Genomic DNA, 13,560 nt, shown 5'->3' with positions numbered 1-13,560 from the left:
AACCTCCTCGCCCTGACCCGGCTGGACGAGCAGCGCGAACAGGTGCCGATCGTCCCGGTCGACCTTCGTCCGATCGCCCGGGACGCCGCACTCGACCTGCGTGCGGCATCCCCCCGCCGTCAGGTGTCGATCAACGACACCACCTCACCGGTCGCGGCCGACGAGCTCCCGGCGCTGCAGCTGCCGACCGCTCCCGTCCCGACCGGGCCGCGACGGCGGCCGCCGGCGCGGATCCCCGGGCCTCGCGGCCTGCTTGCGCCGCCGTCCTCGCCCCGCAGCCGAGGACGCGACACCCGAGTCGACCGACCTGGTGGGCACGGCGACCGGGCCGGTGCCGTTGCGGGCCGAACCCATCGTGCTGGGCGAGGAGAACCGCATCCGCCAGGTCGTGGCCAACATCCTCGCGAACGCCCGCCGCTACACCGCCGACGATTCCCCCATCGATCTCGCCGTGGGCGTGGATGCCGCGGCCGGCACCGGCTGGATCGCGATCGCCGACCACGGCGAGGGGATCCCCCCGCAGATCCGCGACCAGATCTTCCAGCGGTTCTGGCGAGCCGACACCTCGCGCACGCGCGAGACCGGCGGCTCGGGCCTCGGCCTGTCGATCGTCGCCTCGATCGTGGACGTGCTGCACGGCTCGGTGTCGGTCAGCGACACCCCCGGCGGCGGCGCGACGTTCCGGGTCGCGTTCCCGCTCGCGCACGGCTGGGATGCCGCGGACCATCTGGGGATCGAGACGCAAGCCGTTGGAGCGGCTGGACGACGAGTCCCGATAGGGCGCGGCACCGCTTCCTCCCCAGGCAGGGGCGGCGGGCGGGTTCTCCACGGATCTTGGACCCCCGCATCCGGGCACGGCGACGGCGGCCTAGCGTGGACGCACCCCAGGAGAGGAGCCCATCCATGGCCATCTATTCCGTCGACAGCGACGCGGTGCTGTCCACCACCACCGCGGTGCGCGGCACGATCGACCGACTGCAGAGCGAGACGCACGCGATGCTCGCCCAGCTGACCCAGCTGCAGTCGACCTGGACCGGCACGGCCTCGACCGCGTTCGCCTCGATCGTGGATCAGTGGCGTGCCACGCAGCGCCAGGTGGAAGAGAGCCTGGCCGCGATCAACGGCGCGCTCACCGCGGCCGGGCAGCAGTACGCCGAAGCCGAGCAGTTCAGCGCCGGACTGTTCCGGTAGACGACGAACGGCCCCTCCTCGGGCGGGTTCTATCGGTCCCCGCAACACCCTGGATTTCAGGGGGTTGCGGGGATCGTGGTTTCTGAGGGTTTGAAGGAGAAGTTCTTCGAGGTCTTCGACAGCGTGGGTAATACGTCGCTCGCAGCGGGCATGGTGGGTGTGAACCGACATACCGCGGCGGGGTGGGTGCGGAAGGCAGGGCGACGGGCGTCGGGTGTCGGCGGCCGCCCGCCGCACCCGGGGCGGGCGGAGTATGAGCGGCTTCGGCGTGACGGCGTCACACGCCGGGATGCTGCTCAACGGGTCGGTGTCCACCTGCGCACAGCGAGAGACTGGGACCACGGCGTCCGTAGGTCGAACAATGCGCGAATCTATCCCGATGGGCGCCGGATCGACTACAACACCGGTGTGACCTCTCTTGTCGTTCCGGGCCAGTCGCCGTCGCTCGCGGTTGTCGAAGCGGTGTTGCATCCGCGGTTCCTCACGATCACCGAACGTGAGCAGATCGCTGATCTGCACCGTCACGGCGCCTCGTTGCGGGCGATCGGGCGGCAGCTGGGCCGGCCCGCGTCGACGATCAAACGCGAGATCGACGCGCACGGCACGGGTGGTGCGTATCGGCCACATGCGGCGCACCGTACATGGGCGGGTAGCCGGGCCCGCCCGAAGCCGTCGAAACTCGCGCAGCACGGTCGGCTTGCGCGACTATGTTGCGGGGAAGCTGCAATTGCAGTGGTCGCCGGAGCAGATCCGCAACTCTCTGATCAAGGAGTTCCCCGACGACGAGGGCATGCGGGTGAGCACGGAGACGATCTACCAGGCGATCTACGTCCAAGCCCGTGGTGGGCTACGCCGCGAGGTCGCGGACGCGTTGCGCACCAGACGCACCCGAAGGAAACCGCATAAGCGGCCGGATCAGCGCACGTCCCGGTTCGTGGACGAGATGGTGATGATCTCGGACCGACCGGCGGAGATCGATGACCGGGCCGTGCCCGGGCATTGGGAGGGCGATCTGATCGTCGGCACCCGGTCGGAGTCCGCGATCGTGACGCTCGTGGAACGCACCACCCGGTATGTGATGCTCGGGCACCTGCCCGGCGGACACACCGCAGAAGAGGTCCGTGATGTCCTGGTCCCGTTGATCGGCACCCTGCCGGAGCACCTGCGCGGATCGTTGACATGGGATCAGGGCTCGAGATGGCCGCACACAAGCAGTTCAGCGTCGCGACCGGGGTCCCGGTCTACTTCTGCGACCCGCACTCGCCCTGGCAGCGCGGTTCGAATGAGAACACCAACGGGCTGCTGCGCCAGTACTTCCCCAAAGGCACCGATCTATCGGTATTCGGTCCCGAGGACCTCGAGAACGTCGCACACCGGCTCAACAGCCGACCACGCAAAACGCTCGACTGGGATACCCCAGCCGAGCGTTTGCGTGATCTACTGACAACCAGCTAAGTCATCAGGTGTTGCGAGGACCCCTGGAATCTGCCTCGCGGAGGGGCCGTTCGTCGTGGTCGGACTAGAAGTCCATGCCGCCGGTCGGGTCGGCCGGAGCGGCCGAGGCCTTCTCCGGCTTGTCCGCGACGACCGCCTCGGTGGTCAGGAACAGGCCCGCGATGGATGCCGCGTTCTGCAGCGCCGAGCGGGTGACCTTCGTCGGGTCGATGATGCCCTGTGCGAACAGGTCACCGTACTCGCCGGTGGCCGCGTTCAGGCCGTGGCCGGCCGGCAGCGACGCCACCTTGTGTGCGACGACACCCGGCTCGAGACCGGCGTTCAGCGCGATCTGCTTCAGCGGCGCCTCGATCGCGACCCGGACGATGTTCGCCCCGGTCGCCTCGTCGCCGACGAGCTCGAGTGCCTCGAACGCGAGGGCACCGGCCTGGATGAGCGCGACGCCGCCACCGGCGACCACACCCTCCTCGACGGCGGCCTTCGCGTTGCGGACGGCGTCCTCGATGCGGTGCTTGCGCTCCTTGAGCTCGACCTCGGTGGCCGCACCCGCCTTGATGACGGCAACGCCGCCGGCGAGCTTGGCCAGACGCTCCTGCAGCTTCTCCCGGTCGTAGTCGCTGTCGGTGTTCTCGATCTCGCGACGGATCTGGGTGACGCGACCCTCGATCTGCTCGGACTCGCCGGCACCCTCGACGATCGTGGTCTCGTCCTTGGTGACGATGACCTTGCGGGCACGGCCGAGCAGGTCGAGCGTGGTGTTCTCCAGCTTCAGGCCCACCTCCTCGGTGATGACCTGGCCGCCGGTGAGGATCGCGATGTCCTGCAGCTTGCGCCTTGCGACGGTCGCCGAAGCCGGGGGCCTTGACGGCGACCGACTTGAAGATGCCGCGGATCTTGTTCAGCACCAGGGTCGCCAGGGCTTCGCCCTCGACGTCCTCGGCGATGATGACGAGCTCCTTGCCGTCCTGGATCACCTTGTCGACGACGGGCAGAAGATCCTTGATGTTGCCGATCTTCTGGTTCGCGATGAGGATGTACGGGTCCTCGAAGACCGCCTCCTGGCGGTCGGGGTCCGTGACGAAGTAGGGGTTGATGTAGCCCTTGTCGAAGCGCATGCCCTCGGTGAGCTCGAGCTCGGTGCCGAAGGTCTGGGACTCCTCGACGGTGACCACGCCCTCCTTGCCGACCTTGTCGATCGCCTCGGCGATCAGGTCGCCGATGGTGCTGTCGGCCGCGGAGATCGACGCGGTGGCCGCGATCTGCTCCTTGGACTCAACCTCCTTCGCGGAGGCGTGCAACTGCTCGATGACGGCGGCGACGGCCTTCTCGATGCCCTTCTTCAGGGAGATCGGGTCGGCGCCGGCGGCGACGTTGCGCAGGCCTTCACGCACGAGCGCCTGAGCGAGGACCGTGGCGGTGGTCGTGCCGTCACCGGCGACGTCGTCGGTCTTCTTGGCGACCTCCTTGACGAGCTCCGCGCCGATCTTCTCGTACGGGTCGTCGAGTTCGATCTCCTTGGCGATCGAGACGCCGTCGTTCGTGATGGTGGGGGCACCCCACTTCTTCTCGAGCACGACATTGCGACCGCGAGGGCCCAGTGTCACCTTGACGGCGTCGGCCAGCGTGTTCAGGCCGCGCTCGAGACCGCGACGGGCCTCTTCGTCGAAAGCGATGATCTTTGCCATATTTTTGTCGTCCCTCCCGGACGTTGGCTGACGGTCTTTAGCACTCGTCAATCGTGAGTGCTAACGCCATTCTGGCACTCGACCCCATCGAGTGCAAGCTGTGACGGCGTACTACGGGGTGCTCGTCGGCGAGGGGGATGCGACGCGGTCCGTGCCCAGCACCAGGATCAGCGCTGCGCCTGCGGATCGCCGGTCGCCTGATACTTGTCGCTCTGCACGACCGCCGCACCGCCCACGACTTCCGCCAGTCCCGCCGCCGCCGCAGCATCCTCGGGCAGGACGTAATACACCGTCGTCGTCGGGTACGTCGAGCCCGCCTCGCCCGGCGAGACGCTGCCGGCCGCCCACCCGGCGTGCACGACGGCGTTCTTCGCGGTCGTTGCCTGGCCGGCCACGCCGGTCGCGTTCAGGATCAGGATGCTGTAGCCCGTGTCCACGACCGGGGTCACCGACGGCGTGGGGGCGGCGGTCGGTGCCGTGGTCGCGCCGGGACCGAGCCGGCCGGTGGCGAGCATCGTGCCGAAGACGCCGAGCGCGATCAGCACGATGGTGGCGATGGCTCCCCAGGCGATCACCGCCCCGGCGTGCAGGCGAGGGTTCTCCGCGCGGTGCGCGCCGACCCGCCCCGCATCCGCGGGCAGATCGTCGAAGCTGTCCCGCGGGTAGGTCGATCTCGGCACCCCCCGATGCTACCCGGCGCGGCTCTGCGCGCCGCCGGGCCGCGCTCAGGTTCGCGTCGAGGCGTCATCAGCCGCCCGGCGCAGGCTCGCGTTCAGCGGTCGCCGGAGGCCCGAGCCAGACGCGCGCGGGCCCGGTCGTCGCGGATGCGCTGCAGGCGCTTGACCAGCATCGGGTCGTGCTCGAGCGCGTCGGCGCGCTCGATCAGACGGGACAGCAGCTGGTAGTAGCGGGCCGGGGCGAGGTCGAGCTCCGCGCGGATCGCCTCTTCCTTGGCGCCGATGTGGCGCGTCCAGTGGGACTCGAAGTCGAGGATGGCGAGGTCGCGGTCGTCCAGAGGCACGATGCCAGGCTATGGCGCGTCGCCGGGATCGACGGGATGCCACTCCCACTCCGCCCCGATCGGACGCACCGTCCCACCCAGCGGGTCGGCCGCCGCGATGACGACGCCGTCGACGGCGACCGCGAACGCCCCGTTCGGCCAGTCGCGCGGCACCGGCGAGGGATGCCATCTGCCCGCGACGCCGGTGTGCAGACCGGGGGCGTCCAGGGTGATCCACACCCCGGTGCGACGTGCGGCGGCCGCGATCTGCTCCCGACCGGCTCGGGGCACATGGGCGAGCACGCCGGGGGTGGTCACGACGAGCGTGGCGCCGGTCGGCGCCTGGGCCGCCAGCGCGGGCAGCAGGTCCGCGGCATCCCCTTTCTGCAAGCGGGGGGTCGGCGGCCACGACATCCAGGGCCGCTCGGATCCGCTGCTCGCGCTCCTGCTCCCCGGGCCAGACCAGACCGGTGATCCACGCCCGGTCGTCCGGATCGCGGGCATCGCGCGGCCTCAGATCGATGCCGGCGCGCCAGACGATCTCGGGCAGGCGCAGCGCGGGCGCCTCCCCCATCCATCGGGTGTGCAGCGTCACCGGGCTCGGCCCGTCCGCCGGATCGAGAGCCTGCATCGCTCCGTGGTCGGGGTGCACGCGATAGGAATAGCGATCCGGGTAGAGGCACAGGCCGGCGCTGGCCCCGACCTCCAGCAGCGCGATGGGCCCGTCTATCCGGCTCAGCGCCGGCAGCAGCGCCGCACATCGCAGCGGCTCGTTGGTCTGCACGCCCCGGTCCTCGCACGTCGCGATGAGCGCCTCGGCGTTCACGTGCAGCCACGCCGCCCAGCCGGGATAGTCGGACAGCCCGGACCCCAGCATCCGCGCCACCGCGAACACGAGCGGCGGCTGACGATGCTGCGGACTGATCCGCGCGAGCACGGCCGCCGTCGCGGGGTCGGATGCCACACCCGACGCCCACTGCGCGTACAGCGGCGAGCGCCCCGGCGCCTCGTCCCGGGCGAAGCGCGCGTAGCGCTCCCGCACGGCGGCGACATCCACGGCGGAACGGTCGGGCATCCCCCATTCTCGCCCACCGGGATGATCGCCGGCAGAACCGCGACACAGCGCCCGATCGTCGGGTTGAATAGAGGGGCAGGAGGATCGCGATGACCTACATCATGAACAAGACCGACGAGCAGTGGCGGGCCGAGCTCGACCCGGAGCAGTACGCGGTGCTCGAGAGGCAGCCACCGAGCGGCCGTGGACCGGCGAGCTGCTGGACGAGCATCGCGCCGGGCTGTACACGTGCGCGGCGTGCGGGGCCGAGCTGTTCCGCAGCGGCACCAAGTTCGAATCGCACTGCGGCTGGCCGAGCTTCTACGAATCCGTCCGTCCCGAGGCCGTCGAACTGCTCGAGGACGAGACCCTGGGATGCAGCGCACCGAGGTGCGCTGTGCGAACTGCGGCTCGCACCTGGGGCACGTCTTCCCCGACGGATTCGGCACGCCGACCGGTGACCGCTACTGCATGAACTCGATCTCGCTGTCGTTCACGCCCGAAGAGTCCGAGTGAGCGCATTCGACGCGGTCCGGGCGCGCCGGTCCTTCTCGAAGGTGACGGATGCCGCGCCCTCCCACGACGAGCTGCTGCCGCTGGTCGCCGCCGCCGGCCGCGCCGCCGACCATTCGTCGCTGCGTCCGTGGCGGCTGATCGAGCTGCGCGGCGCCGATCGGGAACGCCTGGGCCGGGCGATGAACAAGGCGGACGGAGAGAAGGGCGCCTCCGCGAAGCCGCTGCGCGCGCCGCTGCTGATCGCGGTCGTGGTCAGCTACCGGCCGAGCGAGAAGGTGCCGCGCTGGGAGCAGGCGGCCGCGGCCGCCGGTGTCGCGCACACCCTGAGCCTGCTGCTGGACGACGCCGGCTGGGGCGTGATCTGGCGCACCGGACGGTGGACCCGCACCGAGCCAGTGGCCAAGGCGCACGGACTGCGGGCGAACGAGAACCTCCTGGGATGGCTGTACGTCGGCGGGCGACCCGAGGGCAAGGCCGCCGGCCCCCGGAAGGACCTGGACGCCGAGCGGTATCTGACCCCGATGCCCGACCCCCGCTGAGCCACGCCGCCCCGCCCGCCGGACGCATGCCGCGGCAGCCCGACCGGTCAGGCCCCGCTTAGGATCGATGGATCGACGCGAGATGGCCGGTCGCGAAGGGAGATGCGGGATGGTCCAGACGTCGCTCCGACCCCTGGAGCTCGACGATGTTCCGGAACTCACTGAGCTCCTTCGGCAGAACCGCGAACATCTTCAGCCGTGGGAGCCGCGCAGAGGCGACGACTTCTTCACCGCGGCCGAGCAGGAGCGGCGTGCTCGACTCGCACGCGACGAGATGGATGCCGGAACCTCGGTGCCGTTCCTGATCATCGCCGGACGCGAGATCCTCGGCCGGCTGACCTTGAGCGGCGTCGTGCGGGGTGCGCTCCAGTCCTGCGCGGTCGGCTACTGGGTCCGGGCGGATCGCCTCGGCTTGCGGGCACGCGACGCGGGCGGTGAACCTCGGCGTGGCGTATGCGTTCGGGCAGCTCGGACTGCATCGGATCCAGGCCGAGACCGTCCCCGAGAACACCGCCTCGCAGAAGGTGCTGCAGCGGAACGGCTTCACCCAGTACGGGTTGGCGCCGCGATACCTCAAGATCGACGGACAGTGGCGCGACCACGTCATGTTTCAATTGCTTCGTGATGACGCGGCGTAGCGAGGACGCATGAACGCGGAGCCGTTGGTGGCCCATCACGACGGCGTGCGGCTCGCCGGCAGCCTCTGGCATCCGGAGCGGAAGGCCCGGGCGCTCGTCCTCATGTACCCGGGCTCGGGCCCGAGCGATCGCGACAACGATGTGCTCTTCCCGCCCATCCGGGCGGCGCTGCTCGACGCGGGCGCCGCGGTGTGCTCCTTCGACAAGCGCGGGGTGGGCGGATCGTCCGGCGACTGGCTGGATGCCGACATCCCCCTGCAGGCGGCGGATCTGGCCGCCGGCCTGGCCGCAGCGCGGGAGGTCGTCGGAGACCTGCCCACGGGACTGTTCGGCCACAGCCAGGGCGGCTGGGTGGTGCTGGAGGCGGCCGCGCAGGATGCCGTCGGCTTCGTGATCACGAACTCGGGGCCGGCCGTCGGTCCGCGCGAGCAGGAGACCTATTCGACGGCGCAGACGCTGCGGCTTGCGCGGCTGGCGCGACCACGCGGCGCGGGAGGGGCTCCGCACCTTCACGCGGGCGATGGACCTGCTCGCGCTGCCGTTCGACATCGGGTGGCCGCGCGCCCGGGCCCTTCCCCTGATCGACGAGCTCGTCGCCGCCGGCGTCTTCGTCCCCGCCGATCCCGACCTGTGGGCCTTCGCCGCACGCGTGATGCCCCACGATCCGCAGGGCGCCCTCCGCACGATGGACGTCCCGCTGCTCGCGCTGTTCGGCGAAGATGACGACGTCGTCCCGGTCGCACGCAGTGCCGAGATCCTCCGGACCGTGGTGCGTCCGGACCTCCTCGACCTGCATGTGCTCCCCCGCGGCGATCACCGGCTCCAGCACGGCGAGGACTTCGTCCCCGATTACCTCGAGACGCTCACGCGATTCCTCGCGGCGCAGATGGATGCCGCGGGCTGACCCCTCCGTCACAGAAGGCACGTCTGCGCCACTGCGCGGCGCCCGTACGACGACGCAGAGCGTCGGGAATCACGGTGCCGGCTACAGGACTTGAACCTGCAACCCCCTAATTACAAGTTAGGTGCGCTACCAATTGCGCCAAGCCGGCGGACCGACCAAGTCTAGCCGGGCCGACTCACTTGCCCGAGGTGGACGACGGCGACGGCGTGCTCGTCGCACCGGGTGTCGCGGTCGGGGTCGGCGAACTGGGCGTGTAGTACGCGTCGCTGGAGAGGGTGAGCACGAACTGCGCGAATTCCTTCGGGTCGTCCAGAGCGCCCGCGTACGGTGTTCCGTTCACGAGGATCATGGGCGTGCCGGTGAGGGCGACACCCTTGGTGTCGGGGATTCCCGCGAGCGCCCGCTCGGTGGCCGACTTCGCCCAGGTCGCGTAGTCCTGGCCCTCGATGCAGTCCCGGACGACCTTGGGCTGGGTAGCCCCGGAGGCGATCGCGAGGTCGGCGAGCTGCTCGTCGGTCAGGCCGTCGGTGCCCTGCTCGGGCTGGTGCGAGAGCAGCGCATTGTTGAACGCGTAGTACGAATCGGGCGAATGAGTGGCGACGCAGGCCGACGCGCTCGCGGCGCGCAGCGAGTACTTGGTGCCGTTGGACTTGGCCGACAGCATCGCCACCGGGTAATAGCTCAGGGTCGCAGGCATCCTGGCTCACCCAGCGGGTGAGCTGCTGGGCGTTCGCGATCTGGAACTGCTTGGCCCCGGGGGCGAAGTAGTCCACATAGATGCGGATGTCGACGGCGCCGGGCGTGGTGGCCGACGGCGAGGGCTTCGGGGTGGCACTTGCGCCGGATGCCGCGGCGGTGGATGTCGGCGACGAGGTCGGGGCGGGGCTGGAGTCGATCGACTGACCCGTGCCTTCCACGGCGACCCCGCGGACGCTGGTGATGGCGAAGCCGTCATCCACGACGTTGGCCGGGGACATGTCGGGGCGGGTCGTCTGGGACGCGACGGCCATGGTCACGCCGACCGCGACCACACCGACGACCGCGACCGCGCCGACGGCGAGTGCGGTACGGCGGATGACGCGGCCCCGTCGCTGTCGTGCGTGCACCTGCTTGCGCCTTCTCGCGCACGGCGCTGCGGCGACCGTTCGGATCGGGAACGTTCGGTGACTCATCGTTCGACATGGGACCTCTTGACAGACTGCTGGCCGGACTCATCCGGGACGCCGCGCGGGTACCGCGACAGATTCGATGCTAACCAGGCAGCCTGGGAAATACCCAGAGAGCGGCATCTGGCATACTGAGGAAGCGCCCACTGTCGGGTGCAGGGCCTCTGGGTCCATTCCCATCACAACGGATCGTCCGGCACGTACCTGCCGGTGAAGGAGAAGAAGCAATGGCGTCCGTCACGTTCGACAACGCAACCCGCCTGTATCCCGGAGGCACCCGCCCCGCGGTCGACAAGCTGAACCTCGAGGTCGCCGACGGCGAGTTCCTGGTGCTGGTCGGTCCGTCCGGCTGCGGAAAGTCCACCTCGCTGCGCATGCTCGCCGGTCTGGAAGAGGTCAACTCCGGCCGCATCCTCATCGGCGACCGCGACGTCACCGACGTCCCGCCGAAGGACCGCGACATCGCGATGGTGTTCCAGAACTACGCGCTGTACCCGCACATGACCGTCGCCGAGAACATGGGCTTCGCCCTGAAGATCGCCGGCGTGAAGAAGGAGGAGCGGGCCGCGCGCGTGCTCGAGGCCGCGAAGCTCCTCGACCTCGAGGAGTACCTCGCCCGCAAGCCGAAGGCGCTCTCCGGCGGCCAGCGTCAGCGCGTCGCCATGGGCCGCGCGATCGTCCGCCAGCCGCAGGTGTTCCTCATGGACGAGCCGCTGTCGAACCTCGACGCGAAGCTGCGCGTGCAGACCCGCACCCAGATCGCGTCGCTCGAGCGTCGCCTCGGCGTCACCACCGTGTACGTCACGCACGACCAGACCGAGGCGCTGACGATGGGCGACCGCATCGCGGTGCTCAAGGACGGCATCCTGCAGCAGGTCGGAACGCCCCGCGACCTGTACGAGCAGCCGAACAACGTGTTCGTCGCCGGCTTCATCGGCTCGCCCGCCATGAACCTGTTCCCGGTCGACCTCGCCGAAGGCGGAGTCACGTTCGGGAACACGGTCGTGCCGGTCGAGGCATCCACCCTCACCAAGGCCACGGGTGCCCAGGTCACCGTGGGCGTGCGCCCCGAGGACATCCAGGTCGGCCCCGCCGGCGGGCAGGGCCTGTCGATCACGGTCGACCTGGTCGAGGAGCTCGGCGCCGACGGCTACCTCTACGGCCATTCCGAGATCGAGGGCAAGCGCACCGACATCGTCGCCCGCGTCGACGGCCGCCAGCACCCGAACGCCGGCGAGACCGTCGTGCTGACCCCGATCCACGATCACGTGCACGTGTTCGACATCGAGACCGGCGAGCGGCTCACCGAGAAGGCGATCGCGTCCGCGTAGTCCCGGCATCCATGCGGCGCGGGTTCGGTTCTCCGACCCGCGCCGCGTCGTATTCCGGCCACATCCCGGTATTCCGGCAGCATCCCGGAGGAGCATCGTGAGCGAGGCACTGTCCATCACCGCCCGCGCGGTGGATCCCGGCCTGCTCGCGCTGCCCTGGTCGACCGGGCTGGGCGACTGGTCCAGCCGCGAGATCGTCTACCTGCCCAAGGGCATCTCGCGCCACCTGGTGCGGTTCGCGAACCTGTCCGGCAACGTGGTCGCCATCAAGGAGACCACCGAGGAGATGGCCCAGCGCGAGTACGACCTGCTGGGCGGCCTCGCCCGACTGGACGTCCCGTGCGTGGAGCGGGTCGCCGTGATCGCCGGGCGGACGGATGCCGCCGGCAAGCATCTGCCGGCGGCCCTGGTCACCGCGCACCTTCGCTTCTCGCTCCCCTACCGGGCGCTGTTCACCCAGGTGCTTGCGCCCGACACCGCCGGCCGGCTCGTGGACGCGCTGGCCGTGCTCCTGGTCCGGCTCGCACAACATCGGCTTCTTCTGGGGCGACGTGTCGCTGTCGAACACCCTCTTCCGGCGGGATGCCGGCGCCTTCGCCGCCTATCTGGTGGATGCCGAGACCGGCGAGCTGCATGAGGGCGGTCTGACCGCCGGCCAGCGCGAGCACGACCTGCAGGTGGCGCACACGAACATTGCCGGCGAGATCCTCGACCTCGCCGCCGGCGGCCGGCTGGAGGGCGGGGTGGATGCGGTCGCGATCGCCGATGGGATCGTGTCGGCGTACCGGTCGCTGTGGGCGGCGCTCACCGACACCGAGTCGTTCGCCGCGAACGAGTCCTGGCGGATCACCCAGCGGGTGCAGCGGCTCAATGCGCTCGGATTCGACATCGACGAGATGTCGATCACGACGGCTCCGGACGGCACCCGGGTCTCGATCCAGCCGAAGGTGGTGGATGCCGGGCACCATCAGCGTCGCCTGCTGCGCTTGACCGGGCTGGACGTGGAGGAGAACCAGGCACGGCGGCTGCTGAACGATCTCGACGAGTACCGGGCGCGCGCCGAGCGCGGCGACGAGGACGAGGAGATGCTCGCGCACGAATGGGTGACGCGTGTGTTCGAGCCCATCGTGCGGGCCATCCCGTTCGAGCTGCGCGCCAAGCTCGAACCGGCCGAGGTGTTCCATCAGGTGCTCGAGCACCGCTGGTACATGTCCCAGGCGCGGGGTGTCTCGATCCCGCTGGCCGAGGTGCTGACCGGCTACATCGAGGACGTGCTGCGCCACCGCCGTGATGAGGCCACCGTCATGGGGCCGGCCACCGAGACGATGACCCTGCCGATCGCGGTGTCCGCGACATCCGACGACGAGGACGAGGACGAGGTGGACTGGCGCGACCTGGTCTGAGCGGCGGGGTGCCCGCTTGCGCCCGCCGCCGCGAGCTCCCGATCGCCTCCTGCCATCGCCCCGCCCTCGCGACTGCACATCAAACTCGCGACTGCACATCAAACCCAGCCCAGGATGATGTGCAGTCGGCCAAATCGTACGATTTCGAGTCAGTAGCCGACGGTGAAGCGGGAGCGGTGGTGGGCGGGGGCCTCGATCTCGTCGACGACCGCGATCGCGAAGTCCGCGCCCGAGATGAAGGACTTGCCGTCCGCATCCTCGACCACGACCTCGCCGCCGTCGCGGTAGCGACCCGTGCGCTCGCCGGGCACCCACGCCCCGAACTCCTTCGGCGGGTGCACGAAGAACCAGTCCAGTCCGTCGTCCGTGGCCTCGAGCAGATCGAGCGAGTCGACGCCGACCTTGGGCTCGTTGCCGAACTCGGGCGGGACGCCCAGGTCGTACAGGCGCGGGCCGCCGGGCGCGGCGAGGCTGCCCATGGCGCCGCCGATCACCCCGAGGCGGGTCGGGGTTCCGCTCAGCTTCGCCTCCAATGCGCGCAGCGCATCCAGCACCTTGTCGGTCATGTCGCCGCGCGGCGAGATCGCCGAGACCACGGCATCCGCCCCGTCGAGGACGCCGTCCAGCGCGTCGAGATCGAGCACGGAGCCCTGCACGTACGTCACGCCGTCGACCGGC

The 13,560-nt window shown here is 70.0% G+C and carries 11 protein-coding genes, 1 tRNA gene and 5 pseudogenes; 10 read left to right on the top strand and 7 right to left on the bottom strand.

The features are described from left to right. The first annotated feature begins 100 nt into the window (after positions 1-100). The 3 genes and pseudogenes from L2X98_RS15845 to L2X98_RS15835 all read left to right on the top strand — a co-directional run bounded on the left by L2X98_RS15845 (position 101) and on the right by L2X98_RS15835 (position 2,646). A complete protein-coding gene (locus L2X98_RS15845; RefSeq protein WP_354003075.1) occupies positions 101-1,012 on the top strand; it encodes a sensor histidine kinase in 912 nt (303 codons plus the stop codon). Next, positions 904-1,191, top strand: a complete 288-nt coding sequence (locus L2X98_RS15840) for a WXG100 family type VII secretion target (protein WP_259613356.1) — start codon at positions 904-906, stop codon at positions 1,189-1,191. Before L2X98_RS15845 ends, L2X98_RS15840 begins: the two co-directional genes overlap by 109 nt. 150 nt (positions 1,192-1,341) lie before the next feature. Further along, a pseudogene (locus L2X98_RS15835) lies at positions 1,342-2,646 on the top strand (IS30 family transposase). Between the two features lie 64 nt (positions 2,647-2,710). Here L2X98_RS15835 and groL read toward each other — a convergent pair. The 4 genes and pseudogenes from groL to L2X98_RS15815 all read right to left on the bottom strand — a co-directional run bounded on the left by groL (position 2,711) and on the right by L2X98_RS15815 (position 6,406). Next, positions 2,711-4,331, bottom strand: a pseudogene (gene groL, locus L2X98_RS15830) (chaperonin GroEL). A 167-nt stretch (positions 4,332-4,498) separates the two neighbouring features. Then, on the bottom strand, positions 4,499-5,011 hold the full coding sequence (locus tag L2X98_RS15825; protein ID WP_259611551.1) for a LytR C-terminal domain-containing protein: 513 nt from the start codon (positions 5,009-5,011) through the stop codon (positions 4,499-4,501). Between the two features lie 92 nt (positions 5,012-5,103). Continuing rightward, the gene (locus tag L2X98_RS15820; protein ID WP_259611550.1) at positions 5,104-5,352 is read right to left on the bottom strand and encodes a DUF3263 domain-containing protein; all 249 of its coding nucleotides are present in this window, start codon (positions 5,350-5,352) and stop codon (positions 5,104-5,106) included. 9 nt (positions 5,353-5,361) lie between these two features. Continuing rightward, positions 5,362-6,406 (bottom strand): annotated as a pseudogene (locus L2X98_RS15815) (DUF2332 family protein). Between the two features lie 89 nt (positions 6,407-6,495). Here L2X98_RS15815 and msrB point away from each other — a divergent pair. From msrB to L2X98_RS15790, 5 genes and pseudogenes are all read left to right on the top strand, one after another. Continuing rightward, a pseudogene (gene msrB, locus L2X98_RS15810) lies at positions 6,496-6,901 on the top strand (peptide-methionine (R)-S-oxide reductase MsrB). Next, the gene (locus L2X98_RS15805) at positions 6,898-7,440 is read left to right on the top strand and encodes a nitroreductase family protein (RefSeq protein WP_259611549.1); all 543 of its coding nucleotides are present in this window, start codon (positions 6,898-6,900) and stop codon (positions 7,438-7,440) included. Before msrB ends, L2X98_RS15805 begins: the two are co-directional and overlap by 4 nt. A 434-nt stretch (positions 7,441-7,874) precedes the next feature. Next, positions 7,875-8,078 (top strand): GNAT family N-acetyltransferase, encoded by a 204-nt coding sequence (locus L2X98_RS15800; RefSeq protein WP_259611548.1) that lies wholly within the window; start codon positions 7,875-7,877, stop codon positions 8,076-8,078. A gap of 9 nt (positions 8,079-8,087) precedes the next feature. Next, positions 8,088-8,801 carry an alpha/beta hydrolase gene (locus L2X98_RS15795; protein ID WP_259611547.1) on the top strand — a complete coding sequence of 238 codons (714 nt, stop codon included), beginning with the start codon at positions 8,088-8,090 and terminating at the stop codon, positions 8,799-8,801. Further along, positions 8,764-8,982 (top strand): alpha/beta hydrolase, encoded by a 219-nt coding sequence (locus L2X98_RS15790; RefSeq protein ID WP_259611546.1) that lies wholly within the window; start codon positions 8,764-8,766, stop codon positions 8,980-8,982. The genes L2X98_RS15795 and L2X98_RS15790 overlap by 38 nt, the downstream gene beginning before the upstream one ends. 75 nt (positions 8,983-9,057) lie before the next feature. Here the strand turns inward: L2X98_RS15790 and L2X98_RS15785 are convergent. Together L2X98_RS15785 and L2X98_RS21720 are read right to left on the bottom strand one after the other, a co-directional pair. After that, positions 9,058-9,130: transfer RNA gene (locus tag L2X98_RS15785), tRNA-Thr, on the bottom strand. A gap of 27 nt (positions 9,131-9,157) precedes the next feature. After that, positions 9,158-9,679, bottom strand: coding sequence for a DsbA family protein (locus L2X98_RS21720; RefSeq protein WP_354002829.1), 522 nt, complete (start codon positions 9,677-9,679; stop codon positions 9,158-9,160). 696 nt (positions 9,680-10,375) lie between these two features. Between L2X98_RS21720 and L2X98_RS15775 the strand changes: the two genes are divergently transcribed. Both L2X98_RS15775 and L2X98_RS15770 read left to right on the top strand, forming a co-directional pair. Next, positions 10,376-11,479, top strand: a complete 1,104-nt coding sequence (locus L2X98_RS15775; RefSeq protein WP_259611545.1) for an ABC transporter ATP-binding protein — start codon at positions 10,376-10,378, stop codon at positions 11,477-11,479. A 97-nt stretch (positions 11,480-11,576) separates the two neighbouring features. Further along, positions 11,577-12,882, top strand: a pseudogene (locus tag L2X98_RS15770) (DUF4032 domain-containing protein). Positions 12,883-13,031: 149 nt separating this feature from the next. Here L2X98_RS15770 and L2X98_RS15765 read toward each other — a convergent pair. Next, positions 13,032-13,547: an NAD(P)-dependent oxidoreductase gene (locus tag L2X98_RS15765; RefSeq protein ID WP_354002828.1), complete on the bottom strand. Its 516-nt coding sequence runs from the start codon at positions 13,545-13,547 to the stop codon at positions 13,032-13,034. Positions 13,548-13,560 lie beyond the last annotated feature (13 nt).

The sequence above is a fragment of the Microbacterium elymi genome (assembly GCF_021582895.2).
Classification (GTDB): Bacteria; Actinomycetota; Actinomycetes; order Actinomycetales; family Microbacteriaceae; genus Microbacterium; species Microbacterium humicola.
The sequence above is the reverse complement of the archived record's forward strand: the minus strand, read 5'-3'. Positions and strand labels throughout refer to the sequence as shown.

What these genes read in the sequence shown, in the direction of transcription:
- L2X98_RS21720 (WP_354002829.1), bottom strand. Translation starts at nt 9,679, where the DNA reads ATGCCTGCGACCCTGAGCTATTACCCGGTGGCGATGCTGTCGGCCAAG.
- L2X98_RS15795 (WP_259611547.1), top strand. Translation starts at nt 8,088, where the DNA reads ATGAACGCGGAGCCGTTGGTGGCCCATCACGACGGCGTGCGGCTCGCC.
- L2X98_RS15840 (WP_259613356.1), top strand. Translation starts at nt 904, where the DNA reads ATGGCCATCTATTCCGTCGACAGCGACGCGGTGCTGTCCACCACCACC.
- L2X98_RS15775 (WP_259611545.1), top strand. Translation starts at nt 10,376, where the DNA reads ATGGCGTCCGTCACGTTCGACAACGCAACCCGCCTGTATCCCGGAGGC.
- L2X98_RS15790 (WP_259611546.1), top strand. Translation starts at nt 8,764, where the DNA reads ATGGACGTCCCGCTGCTCGCGCTGTTCGGCGAAGATGACGACGTCGTC.